Genomic DNA, 14,672 nt, shown 5'->3' with positions numbered 1-14,672 from the left:
TCGGGGGGATGCCGGTCAAGCTTCGTGGGGTGGGTGTGGTGATCGGTGATCCGCGTTCGGGGTTGTGGGCGGCTACCGAATGGTTGTCGCCTGAGCCGGGCCGGATCGGGATCGTGTTACTGGAGCATTCGTTGCGTGATGTGCAGGCGTTGATGGAGCCGTTGCGGGTCGCGCAGTGGGACCGCAGGACACCGATCCGGTTGTACAGTTGTAATGCCAATGCCCTGGATGCGCTGGCCGCGGGATTGGCCGATAGCGGAAATGTGGTGGTCACCCGGCCAGTCAGCCTGTTGTGGCTGGGGTAGGTCCGGGTCCGGATCCGCGGTTCGGGTGGCCGACCTGGTCCACACCCAGCCCGGCCGGCCCCAGTTGCTCGAGCGTGTACACGACGGGTGGGTCCACCAGCATCCGCGCAGTGGTCAGCACCCCGAGGGGCTGACCGAACCGGCATCGCCTTACACGCTGCCCGCCGCCCACTGGCGCGCCTCCCGCTTTCCGGACAGCAGACCTAATAAGGTCCAGTCTGGAATGGAGGATGATCAATGCCGGAACGGCGTCGGAAGTTTTCTCCCGAGTTTCGGGATGAAGCTGTCAAGATGGTGACCGACGGAAATCGTCCGGTCGCGCAGGTAGCTCGGGAGTTGGGGATCAACCCGGGCACGCTCGGCAACTGGGTCGCACAGTATCGCACGGCGCACCCAGCGGAGGAGGAACCGTTGTCGGTTTCCGAGCGCGCCCGACTGCGGGAACTCGAGCGGGAAAACCAGGAACTCAAAGTGCGGAACGAGTTCTTGGGAAAAGCTGCGGCCTTCTTCGCCCAGGAGTATCGGTGAGCGCCAAGTTTGCGTTCATCGACGGCGAGAAGGACCGTTTCCCGATCAGCAAGATGTGCGCCTGGCTGAACGTGTCGACCTCGGGCTACTACGAGTGGCGCGACCGGGCACCGTCGCCGACGGCCCGCCGCCGCGAGCGGCTGACGGCGATGATCACAGCGATCTTCCAGGCCAACCACGGCACCTACGGCTACCGGCGCATCCACGCCGTGCTGCTGCGTTCGGGCGAGCAGGTGTCCGACGAGCTGGTCCGCGAGCTCATGCGCGAGCTGGACCTGGTGGCCTGCCAGCCTCGGCCGTGGCGGCCGACCACCACCGAGGCCGACCAGGCCCACCGGATCCCCGACCTCCTCGCGCGGGACTTCACCGCCACCGAGCCCGGCACGAAACTGGTCGGCGACATCACCTAATGGGAGAGTCGGGTTCCGGCTCGACACGGTGCGGGTGGTTGGCAGGGGTCCCTGAGATATCACTGATCCAGTGCAGAGTGTTGCTGAGCTGGTTGCAGGTGATCACTGCTGTTGATTCACGTGACACGTCAGAGATCTGAAGGTAGACGGTGACCCTGCCAGCCACCCCGGGGCCGGATGATCGGCTTGTGAGATGCCGCGCCATCGAGCGCTGTCCATTAGGTCGCCGCATCAGCCTCGAGCTCACCGCAACCGGTAGCGAGCAGAAGGCGAGGCACGTGTGGCCATTACCTGTGGAATCGATTGGGCCGAAGCGCACCATGACGTGGCGTTAGTCGACGAAAACGGAAAAGTTGTTGCCCGGCAACGTATCGGCGTCGGCGCGGAAAGGTGTTCGACGCTCATGGGCATGCTTGCCGAACGCGGTGAGCCGGCCCAGATTCCTGTTGCACTTGAGACTGAGAAGAACCTGCTCGTGGTCGCCTTGGCGGGCGCCGGGTTCCCGGTCTATCCGATCAACCCGCGCGCGGTCGCCCGCTACCGCGAGCGGCACGGTCAGGCCGGCGGAAAGTCCGATCCCGGCGACGCGACCGTGTTGGCGAACATTCTGCGCACCGACCGACCGATGCACCGGCAGCTGCCGGAGATCAGCGAGCACGCGTTGGCGATCAAGGCGTTGGCACGCCAGCATCAAGAGGCGATCTGGGCGTTGAACCAGACCGTGAGCCGGCTGCGTTCGGTGCTGCTGGAGTTCTACCCGAACGCCGTCACGACGTTCACGAATCTCAAACATCATGCTACGACGGCGATCCTGGCCGCTGCGCCGACTCCGGAGGCTGCCGCACGGTTGAACTGTCGGCGCGTTGTCGCGCTCCTGCATCGGTGCGGCAGGCGCAACGATCCTGGCCTCGTCGAGAAGATCCTCGACGGACTCAAGTGCCCCGCGCTGCGGCAACCTGCGCAGGTCGAAGCCGCGCTGGGCGTGACTGTCGCGCAGCTGGTGGCCATCATCACGTCCATGCGCACCGCGGTCGACGTGCTCGAAACCGAGCTGGCTCAACAATTCGCCACACACCCCATGGCACCGACCCTGCAGTCCGCGCCCGGCCTGGGACCTGTGCTCGCCGCCAGGGTCCTGGCCGAAGTCGGTGACGATTCCCAACGTTTCACCACCGCCGCAGGGCTGCGAGCCTTCGCCGGCACCGCGCCCGTCACCCGCGCGTCCGGACGTTCACACTACGTCAAAGCCCGCAAGGTCCGTAACAAACGCCTCGGCGACGCGTGCCACTGGTGGGCGTTCTCCACCCTCACCAAATCCGCCGGAGCACGCGCTCATTACGACCGGCGCCGAGCTGCCGGCGACCACCACAACGCCGCGCTACGTAACCTCGCCAACAAACTCCTCGGCCGCTTATGGTGGTGCATGATCAACAACCAGCCCTGGGACGACAGCGCCGCCTGGCCAACATCGGCAACAGCAACGGCCGCGACTTGACACCCGACCGGCGTGGGATGTCTACCTCGCCACCAACGAGGGCTGGGTCTACCTGGCCACGGTCATCGACTGCTACTCGAAAATGGTGGCCGGCTGGGCCATGGCCGATCACTACAAGACATCGCTGATCACCACCGCCCTGGATTCTGCGGCCGGCACGATCGCCATCCAGCCAGGATGCATCTTCCATTCCGATCGCGGCTCGAACTACACGTCCTATGAATTCGCCACCATGCTCGCCTGCAAAGGCATGCGGCAATCCGTCGGACGCACCGGAGTCTGCTGGGACAACGCCATGGCCGAATCCTTCTTCGGCACCCTGAAGAACGAGTGGACAAATCGCATGACGTTCACCACGCGCGCACAGGCACGACAGGAGGTTGTCAAATACATCGAAGGCTTCTATGATCGACAACGTCTCCACTCAGGTCTCGACTACAAGACCCCATTAGAGGTCCACAACGAGTACCTGAGCCGACAGCTCGCAGCATGAATTAGCGACAAGAAAGCTGTCCGGAAATTTCGGGACGCCTCAGCTTGCCCAGCCCCCGTTGCCGGCGTTTGCGGTGGTATTTGGTCTCGATCCAGGACACGATCGCCAGCTGTAGTTCCTCGCGGGTACGCCAGCGACAGGTGTCAAGAATATTCTTTTGCAGCAACGAAAAGAACGACTCCATCGCCGCGTTGTCGCCGCACGCACCGACCCGGCCCATCGATCCGGCCAACCCGTGAGCACCCAGCAGACGCCGGTAGGCCCCCGACCGGAACTGGGCGAGTTCAATCGGTGGATGCAACACCGGGTTGTTGGAGTGAGCGTAGCTGCTCGGCGAAGACTTCGGCCGGGGTTCGCCAGCCGAGGATCTTGCGGGGCCGGTTGTTGATCGTGAAGGCGACGGCTTCGAGTTCCTCAGCCGACCATCGGGACATCTCGGTGCCCTTCGGAAAGTACCGGCGCAGCAAGCCATTCGTGTTCTCGTTGGTCGGTCGCTGCCATGGTGAGTGCGGGTCGGCGAAGAAAACCCTCGTCCCCGTCTCGAGGGTCAGCTGCGCGTGCCCGGACAGTTCCTTCCCGCGGTCCCAGGTGAGGGTCTGCCGTAGTTGCTGCGGTAGTTGTGTGATCGAGGCAGCTAACGCGGCGTTCATCGCGACGGCGCCATAGCCGCCGAGCGACGGTCCGTTCTTCACCGGTGGGTTCTCTCCCCAGCCCTCCAGCCTGGGCAGGTGCACCAGGAGCGTGGACCGGCTGCTGCGCTCGACGAGCGTGCCGATCGCGGACCGGCCCGTCCCGATGATCAGATCCCCTTCCCAGTGCCCTGGAACGGCGCGATCGGCGGCTTCGGCGGGGCGTTCGCTGAGGACGACATCCGCGCTGACATGCCCCTGTGGCTTGTTGCCTGATCGGGCTCGCGGTTCCCGCAGGGCCCGGCCGGTGCGCAGACACGCGACCAGCTCTCGCTTGAGCGCGCCGCGCCCCTGGATGAACAGCGACTGGTAGATCGCCTCGTGGCTGATGCGCATGGACTCATCATCGGGGAAATCAACCGGGAGCCGGTGAGAGATCTGCTCCGGGCTCCACGCCGTCGCCCACCGTCTGTCTTGCCGATGCGGCTTGTTCAGCCCCGTCCACGCGGTCTCAGGCCCGGCGACGACCGTGCCATCGTGTCGGCAGACGGCACCGGCCAGCCGCTCCTGCACGTACTCGCGCAGCCTGTCGTCGCCAACAAGCTTCGCGGTCTTCGGGCGTTTCGCTGCCTGCTGCGCTTTCCACTGCGCGACCAGGGCACGGTAGACCTGCTTCCCGCTCCTGGTCGCCGCGTTGCGGCGCAGTTCGCGTGAAATCGTTCCCGGGTCGCGGCCGATGCGGCGGGCGATCTCACGCACGCCGACGTCCTGCGCGCGCAGCAGCGCGATCTCCTCACGCTCGGCGAACGACAGGTACCGGCCCGCGGGCTCGTCCAGGCTGATCGGCGGCATGCCGTCAGCGTGACGGAACCAGCGGACCCCGACCGGCCACGACACCCCCACAGCCTCCGCCGACTCAGCCGTCGTTGCTCCCGACGCGATCTGCCGCCAAATCCCGCTGCACCGCCCGAGACGGCTCCGGCCGGCCCGGCGAACGCATCGGTGCCCGCAACGCCCGATCCGCCGCCCACTGCCGCCGCGCAACCACCGGCGCCTCCGGCAACTGCTTCCTACCGCGCCCCATCCCACACCTTCATGATCAAGGTGTTGCGACGACCAGTTGAATCCGCCATGGGCGCCGCGATCGGAATGGACGACGGTACCGGACGGGTCGCGCAGTGCGATCGCGTTACGCAGCGCCCTGACCGCGAGTGAGGCCCGCATATGCGAGTCGATGGCGTATCCGACGATCCTGCCGGAGTAGCAGTCCTTGATCGCACACAGGTAGAGTTTCCCTTCGTTCGTGGGATGTTCGGTGATGTCGGTCAACCACTTGGTGTTCGGGGCGTCGGCGGTGAAATCGTGGCGCACCAGGTCGTCATGCACCGGTGGCCCCGACTTCCGGGACAGCCCCTTCTTCTTGGCGTGCACCGAGAAGATCTGCTGCATCGAACAGATCCGCCAGACCCGGTTCTCCGAGGCGGTGAACCCGCACGCGGCGAGTTCATCGGCGATGAACCGATACCCATCCGCCGGATCATCGGCATGGATCTCCAACGCGGCGTTGATCAGATGGGCGTCGTCCCAGTCCCGCTGCGAGACCGGGGCGGATCGCCACTGGTAGTAGGCCTGCCGGGACAGGCCAAGCACCCTGCACGTCACCGCGGCCGGCACCCGCACGGGGGCGCCGGCCGCGGCCAGTTCACGGACGAGCGGGAACACTATTTTCCCGGCAGATTGCCCTGCGCCAGATACGCGGCAGCCTTGCGCAGGACCTCGTTCTCCTGCTCCTGCAGCCGATTCCGCTTACGCAGTTCCCGCAACTCGGCGGACTCCTCACGAGTCACACCCGGCCGGGTGCCGTCCTCGATGTCGGCGGCACGCAGCCAGTTGGCCAGACACCCTTCGGAGATCCCGAAGTCTTTGGCGACCTGTTTCAACGAGCTCTCGCCGCGACGGGCGACCGCGATCACATCGTCACGGAACTCACGAGGGTAGGGCTTGGGCACGATGACATCCTTTCACGCAAGGCCGAAGCCTCACACAACAGGTGTCAAGCAAACCCTGGGCAGACCCGTGTTCAGCTGGCCCGGTTGGTGCGGCGGCGTTTGGTGGCGCGCAGCCGGAACGACTCGGTGCCGGTCTCGATGATGCTGGCGTCGAAGGTGAGCCGATCGACAATCGCGGCGCAGAGCCGCGGGTCGGTGAAGGTGCGCGCCCACTCGCTGAACGCCGAGTTGCTCGCGATCGCGATGCTCGAGCGTTCCTCTCGCTCGGTGAACACCTGAAACAGCAGCTCCGCGCCGCGGCGGTCCAGCTCGAGATAGCCCAGTTCGTCAAGGCAGAGCAGGTCGACGCGGCCGTAGCGGGCGATGGTCTTGGACAGGTGCTTGTCGTCGGCGGCCTCGACGAGCTCGTTGACCAGCGCGGCGGCGGTGACGTAACGAACCTTGAACCCGGCCTCCGCCGCGGCGGTGCCCAGGCCGATCAGCAGATGCGACTTGCCGGTGCCGGAGTCCCCGATCAGGCAGACCGGCCGCCCCGCGCGGATCCAGGCGCCCTTGGCGAGGGTGTGCACGAGTGCGGGCGGGACGTTCGGGTTGGCGGCGAAGTCGAAGTCCTCGATGCGTTTGGTGCGGGGGAAGGCGGCCTGTTTGACCAGGCGGGCTTTGCGGCGGACTTCCCGGTCCTCGCACTCGATGAACAGCAGCTCCGAGAGGAAGCTCTTGTAGGGGGCCTGCTGCCGGGCCGCGGCGGCGGCGTGGTCGCCGAAGCGGTCGCGGATGGTCGGCAGCCGCAGGATCCGGCATGCCTGCTCGATGGCGGCGTCGGCGGCTTCCTCGGTGATCTGGTCCCGGCCGCGGCTGGTGGTGCGGGTCATGACGCGTTTCCCTTCCTGGGAGTGTTGCTGAGCAGCTGGTCGTAGGCGGCGACCGACGGTGCGGGGCGGGAGTCCGTCGGCAGGTCGGGATCGCGGCGACGCTCGGGCAGGGACACGACCTTGCTGCGGCTGCGCTGCGGCCGCGGCGACTCGATCGTCGTGGTGTCGCCGGCCGTGGCGGCGTGTTTGCGGGCCTCGATCGCCACCACATCGGGCGAGACCGACCCGGCCTCCAGCGTGACGCGGATCCCGGCGAGCACGTGCGCGTGGCTCATTCGCCGGTGCAGCAGCAGAACCTCGATCAGCAGCCGCGTGCCGGCCTGGTCACCGTGCTTGGCGCGGGCGGCGGCCCAGAACGCGTCATGGGTGGCGGTGAACCAGCCCCGCTGCCGCGCGTGGACCAGCGCGGTCGCCCCGCGCAGCGCGCCGGGTTTGCCGGCCAGGACCTCCAGGTAGTGATCCAGCACCAGGTGCTGCCCGCCCTTGGTGGTCAACCGCGGGTGCCGCGCGACCTCCGTGGATCCGTGCAGGACGACCAGTTCCTCCGCGTCGAGCTACGCCCGCACCGTCTGCCCGATCAGCCGGGCGGGCACCGAGTAGAGCGCTTGGCGGACGGTGATCCGCGCGTAGCGGTCCACCTGCGGTGTCGTGGTCAGCGCGATGTCGAACTCGTCTACCGGCAACGCCGCCAGCAGCGGCGCCTCAAGCGCGAAGTCCTGCCCGATCGTGCTGACCCGCTGGTCGATGTGTCGGGCGTCCTCGGCCAGGTCCGCCGCGGCGAGCCGGTCGTTGATGCCGGCCAGCCCGGAGATGTCAGCGATCTTCGGGACCGGGACGAACCAGCGTCGCCGGAACCGGCCGCCTTCGCCCTCGACACCGCCCTTCTCGTGAGCGCCTTGTTTACCTGGCATGCAATAGAAACTGGTGACACCGGAAGCCGGTGAGTTCACGAATTCTGACGGTGCTGCTGCAGGAAGTCGCTGCTTGGCAGCGTTATGGGGCGGTGGGTTTGGCTCAACTGCCGGGATCGGCGAGTCCGGGATGGACAGCGCTGGCGTAGCGGAGCCCCGTTTGGGCGCCCAGGCCGAACATGCTGGCGATGTGCAGCGGGTCGCCGCCGGTGGCTCTGGCTTCTTCGAGGATTCGATCCTCGCGCAGCTGGCGGAGCGTGACCGGCAAGCCGCGGAACAGGCCGGCGAGCCAGTACTCGCTGACCGGGCCTTGTTCGTGTGCGGTGCGGCGGGTCAGCAGCAGGTGCGGGTTGCTGGTGTGCGGCCAGCGGTCGTGCCGGTGGGCGAGGCAGTCGAGGATCGCCGACGCGGTGAAGGGATCGATGGCGCGGTCGACGTCGCCGGTGCGCAGCCACCGGTTGGGCAGGTCGAGGTGTTCCAGGCTCAGCCGGCGGACCTGGTTGGGCTGTAAGGCGTGCACTCCGATCAGCGCGAGGACGACCCGCAGTTGCGCGCTGTGGTTTGCAGCGTCACCGAGCTCGCTCAATGAGTCCTGGCTCAGCGAGGTCGGTGTGCTCTGGTGCGGCGCACCGATGCGGATGCGAGAAGTCGGGTTGGTGAACACCAGCCGCTGGGATTTGAGGCTGCGGAACAGGTTGCGCAGCGCGCTGGCGTCGTTGCCTTGATGTGTGCGGCCCTCGAGCCACTTGACAACATCGTCTCGGGTGACCTGCCGCAGGGTGGTATAGCGGTTGGCGCATTCGAGCAGGAACGGGTGAGCCTTGGCCAGCAGGGCGGAAACGGTGGAGCGATGGCGCGCCGGGCTGCGCGGTGTGCCGTCTCTCAGCAGTGTGATCCAGGCATCCAGCTCTTGGCGCATCTGCGGTGGCAGTGCATGGAACTGCTCGTCGATCCAGACGGCCAATGAATCGGGACGGTCCTCGGCCATCACGTCGCCGTCGATGGCGGTGAGGACCTCGAGGACCCGCAGCCCGGGAACGCCGACCGGGCTCAGGGCCGTGACGGTGCTGGTTTTGATCGGCTCGCCGGGGTCATGGCTGCCGGCGAGCATCCGCAGGCCGCGGCGGACTTGCTGCAAGGTGCGTGAGGGCCAGCCGCGCTGCTCGGCCAGTTCGTCGGCGTGCCGCAGCGCGAGGTCGAGAAACCTCGGGTCGCGAGCGGGGCTGAGGCTGCTCACCCGTCGGCAGTCCCGAGCGGGTCGAACAGAAGTCCTTGGGACCGCAGAGGAATCGTCGCCAGGGCCGGGACGGCGATAACCGTCGCCCGACGGTCCTTGGCTGGTGTGCCGAGGGCGGCCCTGCGCCGCACGTGCAGCGCTCGTTCCATGTTGGCGAAGAACAACTGGTGACCGGTGGCGGCGACGGCCAGGTCGACGGCGATCTTGTTGTCCGGACCAGCGACGAGACCGGCCTGTTTGCGGCAGAGCCGACACACCTCGTCGCAGACCGGGACGATCCGTCGGCATGTCCGGCAGAGCGCGGTCGTGTACTTGGCGGCAAACCGTTCGCATCCGCGGCAGAGCCTGCTTCTTAGCACGCCCCAGGTGAAGCATTGTTCGCAGCTGCGCGCGGGGCCCCGGTATTCGCGGGGACCCCGCCGGGGCCGCGGCGCGGTGGTGCTCATACCGGTGGTTTCGCCCGTCCCGCGTGACGCCGTTGAATCGGTCCCTCGCCGGCGGCGGCTCGCAGCGGCGCGGTTTCGGTCGTCGTCCTCCGGGTGGTCGTGTCCTGCTCCAGGACGAGCAGATCGTTGGGCATGCAGCCGAGCACCGAGCAGATGATCTGCAAGTCTTCCAGTCGGATCGTGACCGGTTGGCCGGACCACAGGTGCGACATCTTGCCTGCGCTGATGACCAGGCCAGCGTCGGCGAGCATCGCCTGCAGCTGCGATGCCTTCCAGATGTCGCGCTGCGCGGCGGCCAGGCGTAGATTCCACTTCATCGTGATCGGCCTCCAAAGCGATCAGCGGCCCGGCGGCCGGCATCGGCCCAGGCGTCTTCGATGTGGGTCTTGTCGACATGGACGTAGATCATGGTGGTGTTGAGCCACTGATGGCCCAGAATTTCTTGCAGGGCAACAACATCCATGCCGTTGCGGTAGAGATCGGAGGCGGCGAAATGCCGCAGCAAGTGCGGTGACAACCGGCCACTGTGGCCCGGCAGGTGCAGCGTGACCGCGTCCGCCAGTCCGTCGCGCAGGGCATCGGTGGTGACGAACCTGCTGGTGGCGTCGGCGTTGCGGCGCTCAGACGGGAACACCGGTGCCAGCGGATCATTGAGCCGGTCGTCGAACTCCCATCGAGGCCCATGCACCCACCACTCGAGCAATTCCCGCGGGCCGTTGATCAGCGGGACCAGCCGCTCCTTCCGCCCGCGACCACCGCTTCCCTTGCCCCGCAACAACACTTTGCCGAAGGTGCCCAGCTCCCAACGGAGGTCACCCATCCGCAGCAGGCACATCTCCGACACCCTCGGGCCGATCAGGCTCATCAGCCGGCAGGCCGTGTAGTTGCGGACCAGCGGCGCGTACTTGCGGGCGTCGGCCAGCTCGTCCTGCCAGCCGCCGAACAGCTGGGCGACCTCGCGCGGCGCGGGTGGGATCCGCAACCTGGCGTGCGTGCCACCGCGAGGCCGGTTGACCTCGTCCAGCGGCGACTCGACAACGAACCCGGTGGCAGCGTGGATGTCGGGCTGGTGGCGCAGCTCAAGGAACTCGAAGTAGACGCCGAACGCCGCAGCCCTGCGGACCTTGGTCCCCGGCATCGCCTCACGCAGGTGCCGCCCGAAATAGCCGTCCAGACGCTGCGGCGTCATCTCCCACAACGGGTGACCGGACCACTCCCGCAGATCGACCACCGCGGCCAGGTCCGCCCGGATCGTGCTGTCGGCGATCCCCGCCGACGAACGCGCGAGCACGAACTCGGCGAGCAAGTCCTGCTCGAAAGCAGCCGTCTCCTCCGCCGTCTCCAACCTCAGCTGCGGCCGGAGATCCCGCACGACCGCTACCGACATCCGCCGCCCCCACTTCAGAGATTCACCGAGACCGGCACGAACTCACGCTAAAGTTCAGGAATCTCGAAATCTGATCGTAGATCACGGGGCGACAGGTGAGCGCGGCGGGGCCGCAGGTCAGGCGAACACGCAGGCCTGACTCGCCCGGTCAAGGCCGGAGGAACTGACGGGAACATGGTCATAGGCGGACTTGAACAGCACCCACCGATCGGTCTCCACCCGCGATCGTCCAAAGCAGACCCGCCGGACCGCCGAGGAGAGGTTGTCGTAACGGATCTCCCCGGCCGGGACACCGCCCAGCTCGGTGAACGCGGCGACATGCCCGGCGAAGAACGCCTCCTGGCCCTGTGAGGAGTAGACGCGGTGAATTGCCTTGCCGGAGAACGACATTCGCAGTGTGAAGAGGAAACACTTGGTGTCGACCCCGCCGACGTTGACCTAGACTTCAGCGAAATCGACCTCGGCGTCCTGCCCTGGAAGATGCGTCTGTGGCACGAATCCATCCATCACATTCGCCCGATTCCGTGCTTCCAGCACGATCTGCGGACGTCGCTTCGCGACGTACTTCGACACCGTGCGATAGGCGATCTTGGCGTCGTGCTCGTCGACCAGCCGTTCCCAGATCCGGTGCGCGGTATGCCGCTGCTTACGCGGCGCGTCCAGATCTGCCCGCAACATCTCGTCCATCGCCTCGCGCAACGGCCCGGTCACGGGGGACGACCGCGCCGGGGCCTTCCGCGCCGGCGGGACCGCCGACCCCAAGGCCTGACGCACCGTCCGGCGGTGCGCCCCGTGCCGGTCAGCCAACGCCCGGACAGACAGGCCTTCCACCCGGGAATCTCGCCGGATCAGCGCGAACAACTCCACCCTGGACACCATTCCGGCTCCCACGCGGACGGCCCCTCGCTGGCACTGTCCACCCAGGACCCTCAACTCGACCCGCCGACTCGCACACCACGAGCAGGAATTCGCCCGATCGGTTGGGCCCGCTAGCGGGCCCAACCGGGGCCAAATCACGATGCCATGGCCAGCTGGGCGCTCGCCGCGAGGCGAGCACCTTGTCGGGTTTGGAGGACGTCACCGCCGCGGTGCTCGTCCCGGCGCCGGATCCGGATTTCGACGCGATGCTCGCCGTGGCTCTCGGTCACAGTCGCGCGGTGGAGGAGGCGCACGACTTCGATCATCTGCTGCAGGCCCGGCCGTGACCGTCAGGAAAAGGGCCGGCGGCCGCGCCGGTTCTGCTGGCGGTGTGTGACGTGTGCCTGCAGCTGATCGGCGACGGCGCGGTGTGGTGTCGGCCGGAGACCGTGGCATCGGCCGTGGACCGCCGCAGTGAGCCGTTCCAGCTCGACGAGCTGCTCGATGCCCCGGATCCGTGGGCCTCGACGGTGAAACTCGGAGGGTGGCCGACGAGCTAGCGCGCTCAACTGCCGACGCCAACGCGGCGGTCCCGATCGCGACACACCTCACGGGTGTTTGCGTTTGCTTCTGTCCCGCCACTGCTGCAGGACCTCATCCGGCAGCAGCTGTGCGGTGGTTTCTCGCCACTGGCTGGCGTTGATCCAGCGAGCGACAGCGCCGTCAGCGTCGATCGGTTGCAGTCCGTCAGCGGCGAGGGTGGTCTCGGCATTCTAGATCACTTCGTCGATCGAGCCGCCGACTCGGCCGAGGTAGTCGACAGGGTTGTCTCGGATGTGTTCGAGCTGTGCCCGGAGTTCCTCGATTCCCTGTCGAGCTGTCGCGACGTCGGCTTGCGTGCTCCAGAATTGGTCGAGTTCGTCGCGTAGTGTTCGAACGAGCAGGTCTTCGCGCAGCCCGAGTGTGACGATATTCATGAGGTGTTGGCGGAGGTTGTCGGCGCCCTGATCTGGTAGGAGGGGTTCGCGGCGTAGCAGTCCGGTGTAGGTGGCCAGGGCGAAGAAGTTGCGGGAGGTCCATGATTCGGCGCCGCTGTGGCAGCAGGTGAGCAGGCGGTTGATGAGTTCGCCGTTGTCTCCGGTGACGTCGGTCATGGTGGTCCTCCGCGGTACCGCCAGGTCAAGGCTGTGCGTCGTCGGCTGGCTTGGGCGGCCAGTAGGCCTTCAGTTTTCCGATGGGGGCGTGGGACAGGTCGGCGCGCGAGGCGATTTGGCGGTGGCTGCCACCGAGCGTTTTCGCTTGCACGACAAGCCGATCCCGCTCACCCAGCCATCCGGCGGCCTGCTCGGCGGCGTGCTCGATCTGCTCCAGCACGTGCTCCAGTTCGGCCGTGTTCTCGTCGATCGGGTTCGACACCCGAGCATGGTAACCATGGTTTCGTTCAGCGACGTAGACACCACACGTGTGGGTGGTGCGTGCGCCGAGCTCCTGTCCGCGCAGGTCCGGTCCGACACAACTGTCTCCGGAGGGAAATCGTTTGCTCGGTTGTTGCCGAACAAGGACTGATCTCGCGTCCGGCCGCCTCGGCCCCGGAATCCGACGGGCCTCCGACGACGTCTCGGCGCCCTGCGGTCCCGAGGTGGTGCGGTCGCCATTTGCGTCGCTGAGGCCGGAGCGGCACTGCTGCTCAGCGGTTGACAGGACGATCTCACGACGACGCCGCGGACGCCCTCCGCCCGCGGCGGCCACCGGCGTCACGCTCAGCTGGACCAGCAGCTCGGACGCCGTCGACTACGCGATGATCGTGGTGCCGGAGGGGAACCGAACCGGACCGTCCTCGCCCAGTGGCCGCACACGGCGACCGCCCCGGTGAGTCGATACTGCTTCGAGGTCCAGGCCACCGACCGCCGGACCGTCTACACGAGCCTGTCCGTCCCGTTCGATCCGTGGCGCGGTGTGCCACCGCTGGCCGGTGAGACCGCCGGAGTCGCCTATCGTGGCGGGTTGGACTGAAGCTGCCATCGAATGTCCCCCGCCGGCAGCCTGCCCTACGCTGTGGACACGTCTGGCTTCGGAGGGAAACCATGGGCTACCAGGAACGACGGGTCGAACTGATCGCCAAGCGGGCCGCGCCGCACCTGGAGCCCGGCGAGCAGATCCAGACGGGATTCATCGCGCAGACCGGTTCGTGGATTTTCACCGCGCGGGTGTGGACGTTCGTGGCCACCGACCGCGCCGTCCTGATCGTGGGCCGCGACAGCGTCCAGCGTCTCCCGCGCGACTTCCGCTTCGGCGAGCCGACCGGGATGTACCACAAGGTCGAGCTCGATCGCACATACAAGGTGCACCGGCAGTACTACCTGGAGATCACTGCGGCCGACGAGGCGCTGCGGGACATGCAGGCCCGGGGCGACGCTCCGGAGAGCGAGTAGTGCTGAACCTTGATCGCGCCGAGTTGATCTTTCGGTTGGTTCGTGGAGCTCCGCACATGACCACTCACCCTGGTGGCCTATGGCGACGACGATGTCAACCCGGCATGCGGCGGCGAAGGCACGTCGAGCCCTATCACCAGGGCCCGGCGTCGAACACCGGGTTCATCTTCCTCGGTGCAGAGCAGCAGCAGGTTCTGATTCTGGCCGCTTTTCGTGTTTGACCTAGCGTCGGGCTCGGCTATCTGATCATCAGCTGCGTTGCCTGTCATGACACGAGATCGGGGGCGTCTCGACGAGGTACCCCGACCTTGGGGCACAGCGTGGGCCGCTGGCCGGAGCGGCGTGCCGAACAACGACATCCGCCTCCTAGCTATTTGAGGCCCCGGCGGGCCGGCGTGATCGTAGGGAAACTTGAGGGTGCTGTCCGGTCAACGTCGGCCCGCCTTGGCGCATGCGAGGTCGTCTCCTAGCTAGTACTCCAGCGGCACTTCGTGATAGTGACGGTGTAGTGTGTCGATCTTGTGCTGAGTGATGATGACCTGGCTGCCTGGGTGTCGGGTTTGGTTGACCTGTTTGCGCAGGTCGCGGGACGGTTCCATCGGGCGGAACCTCGACGCAGGGCCCGTGCCTACGTGCGTGGCCTGCTGGCGCCGCTGGCCG

Annotated in this window: 19 protein-coding genes and 4 pseudogenes; 8 read left to right on the top strand and 15 right to left on the bottom strand. The window is 66.8% G+C overall.

Annotated elements, in window-relative coordinates:
* The first annotated feature begins 29 nt into the window (after positions 1-29).
* The 5 genes and pseudogenes from AB0N03_RS36430 to AB0N03_RS36410 form a co-directional block, all read left to right on the top strand.
* A complete protein-coding gene (locus AB0N03_RS36430) occupies positions 30-305 on the top strand; it encodes a hypothetical protein (RefSeq protein ID WP_364381742.1) in 276 nt (91 codons plus the stop codon).
* A gap of 237 nt (positions 306-542) precedes the next feature.
* Positions 543-833 (top strand): transposase, encoded by a 291-nt coding sequence (locus tag AB0N03_RS36425; protein WP_364381740.1) that lies wholly within the window; start codon positions 543-545, stop codon positions 831-833.
* The gene (locus AB0N03_RS36420; protein ID WP_364381737.1) at positions 830-1,243 is read left to right on the top strand and encodes an IS3 family transposase; all 414 of its coding nucleotides are present in this window, start codon (positions 830-832) and stop codon (positions 1,241-1,243) included. The genes AB0N03_RS36425 and AB0N03_RS36420 overlap by 4 nt, the downstream gene beginning before the upstream one ends.
* A gap of 280 nt (positions 1,244-1,523) precedes the next feature.
* A complete protein-coding gene (locus tag AB0N03_RS36415) occupies positions 1,524-2,738 on the top strand; it encodes an IS110 family transposase (RefSeq protein WP_364381734.1) in 1,215 nt (404 codons plus the stop codon).
* A 25-nt stretch (positions 2,739-2,763) separates the two neighbouring features.
* Positions 2,764-3,231: pseudogene (locus tag AB0N03_RS36410) on the top strand (IS3 family transposase); the annotation flags it as partial.
* 1 nt (position 3,232) lies between these two features.
* On the opposite strand, the pseudogene AB0N03_RS36405 reads toward AB0N03_RS36410, so the two are convergent.
* The 12 genes and pseudogenes from AB0N03_RS36405 to AB0N03_RS36350 form a co-directional block, all read right to left on the bottom strand.
* Positions 3,233-3,511 (bottom strand): annotated as a pseudogene (locus tag AB0N03_RS36405) (integrase core domain-containing protein); the annotation flags it as partial.
* A 4-nt stretch (positions 3,512-3,515) separates the two neighbouring features.
* A pseudogene (locus AB0N03_RS36400) lies at positions 3,516-4,860 on the bottom strand (IS30 family transposase).
* 134 nt (positions 4,861-4,994) lie between these two features.
* Positions 4,995-5,869 (bottom strand): annotated as a pseudogene (locus tag AB0N03_RS36395) (IS3 family transposase); the annotation flags it as partial.
* Positions 5,870-5,940: 71 nt separating this feature from the next.
* Positions 5,941-6,741: an IS21-like element helper ATPase IstB gene (gene istB / locus AB0N03_RS36390; protein ID WP_364381731.1), complete on the bottom strand. Its 801-nt coding sequence runs from the start codon at positions 6,739-6,741 to the stop codon at positions 5,941-5,943.
* Positions 6,738-7,235, bottom strand: coding sequence for a hypothetical protein (locus AB0N03_RS36385; RefSeq protein ID WP_364381728.1), 498 nt, complete (start codon positions 7,233-7,235; stop codon positions 6,738-6,740). Before AB0N03_RS36385 ends, istB begins: the two co-directional genes overlap by 4 nt.
* A 60-nt stretch (positions 7,236-7,295) precedes the next feature.
* Entirely contained in the window at positions 7,296-7,652 is a 357-nt protein-coding gene (locus AB0N03_RS36380) for a hypothetical protein (RefSeq protein ID WP_364381726.1), read from the bottom strand.
* A 103-nt stretch (positions 7,653-7,755) separates the two neighbouring features.
* Complete coding sequence (locus AB0N03_RS36375; RefSeq protein ID WP_364381724.1) at positions 7,756-8,889, bottom strand: hypothetical protein; 1,134 nt, start codon at positions 8,887-8,889, stop codon at positions 7,756-7,758.
* Positions 8,886-9,335: a hypothetical protein gene (locus tag AB0N03_RS36370; RefSeq protein WP_364381721.1), complete on the bottom strand. Its 450-nt coding sequence runs from the start codon at positions 9,333-9,335 to the stop codon at positions 8,886-8,888. The genes AB0N03_RS36375 and AB0N03_RS36370 overlap by 4 nt, the downstream gene beginning before the upstream one ends.
* Positions 9,332-9,652 (bottom strand): helix-turn-helix transcriptional regulator, encoded by a 321-nt coding sequence (locus tag AB0N03_RS36365; RefSeq protein ID WP_364381718.1) that lies wholly within the window; start codon positions 9,650-9,652, stop codon positions 9,332-9,334. Before AB0N03_RS36365 ends, AB0N03_RS36370 begins: the two co-directional genes overlap by 4 nt.
* A complete protein-coding gene (locus AB0N03_RS36360) occupies positions 9,649-10,722 on the bottom strand; it encodes a tyrosine-type recombinase/integrase (RefSeq protein ID WP_364381715.1) in 1,074 nt (357 codons plus the stop codon). The genes AB0N03_RS36365 and AB0N03_RS36360 overlap by 4 nt, the downstream gene beginning before the upstream one ends.
* Before the next feature lie 117 nt (positions 10,723-10,839).
* A complete protein-coding gene (locus tag AB0N03_RS36355) occupies positions 10,840-11,112 on the bottom strand; it encodes a hypothetical protein (RefSeq protein WP_364381712.1) in 273 nt (90 codons plus the stop codon).
* Positions 11,113-11,160: 48 nt separating this feature from the next.
* Positions 11,161-11,589: a hypothetical protein gene (locus AB0N03_RS36350; protein ID WP_364381709.1), complete on the bottom strand. Its 429-nt coding sequence runs from the start codon at positions 11,587-11,589 to the stop codon at positions 11,161-11,163.
* A 200-nt stretch (positions 11,590-11,789) separates the two neighbouring features.
* Between AB0N03_RS36350 and AB0N03_RS36345 the strand changes: the two genes are divergently transcribed.
* Positions 11,790-11,927: a hypothetical protein gene (locus AB0N03_RS36345; RefSeq protein WP_364381706.1), complete on the top strand. Its 138-nt coding sequence runs from the start codon at positions 11,790-11,792 to the stop codon at positions 11,925-11,927.
* Between the two features lie 51 nt (positions 11,928-11,978).
* Positions 11,979-12,140, top strand: coding sequence for a hypothetical protein (locus AB0N03_RS36340; protein ID WP_364381703.1), 162 nt, complete (start codon positions 11,979-11,981; stop codon positions 12,138-12,140).
* 213 nt (positions 12,141-12,353) lie between these two features.
* Here the strand turns inward: AB0N03_RS36340 and AB0N03_RS36335 are convergent, their stop codons facing one another.
* Both AB0N03_RS36335 and AB0N03_RS36330 read right to left on the bottom strand, forming a co-directional pair.
* The gene (locus tag AB0N03_RS36335; RefSeq protein WP_364381700.1) at positions 12,354-12,734 is read right to left on the bottom strand and encodes a hypothetical protein; all 381 of its coding nucleotides are present in this window, start codon (positions 12,732-12,734) and stop codon (positions 12,354-12,356) included.
* A 25-nt stretch (positions 12,735-12,759) separates the two neighbouring features.
* On the bottom strand, positions 12,760-12,996 hold the full coding sequence (locus AB0N03_RS36330; RefSeq protein ID WP_364381697.1) for a hypothetical protein: 237 nt from the start codon (positions 12,994-12,996) through the stop codon (positions 12,760-12,762).
* A gap of 668 nt (positions 12,997-13,664) precedes the next feature.
* Here AB0N03_RS36330 and AB0N03_RS36325 point away from each other — a divergent pair.
* Positions 13,665-14,012, top strand: coding sequence for a hypothetical protein (locus AB0N03_RS36325; protein WP_364381694.1), 348 nt, complete (start codon positions 13,665-13,667; stop codon positions 14,010-14,012).
* Between the two features lie 470 nt (positions 14,013-14,482).
* On the opposite strand, the gene AB0N03_RS36320 is transcribed toward AB0N03_RS36325, so the two are convergent.
* Positions 14,483-14,672 (bottom strand): hypothetical protein (locus tag AB0N03_RS36320; RefSeq protein ID WP_364381691.1); only part of this gene is annotated, 190 nt, incomplete at its 5' end.

The organism is Amycolatopsis sp. NPDC051061 (assembly GCF_040682935.1).
In the GTDB taxonomy this organism is placed as follows: domain Bacteria; phylum Actinomycetota; class Actinomycetes; order Mycobacteriales; family Pseudonocardiaceae; genus Amycolatopsis.
Note: the sequence above shows the minus strand (reverse complement) of the source record. Positions and strands in the feature narration are given on the sequence as shown.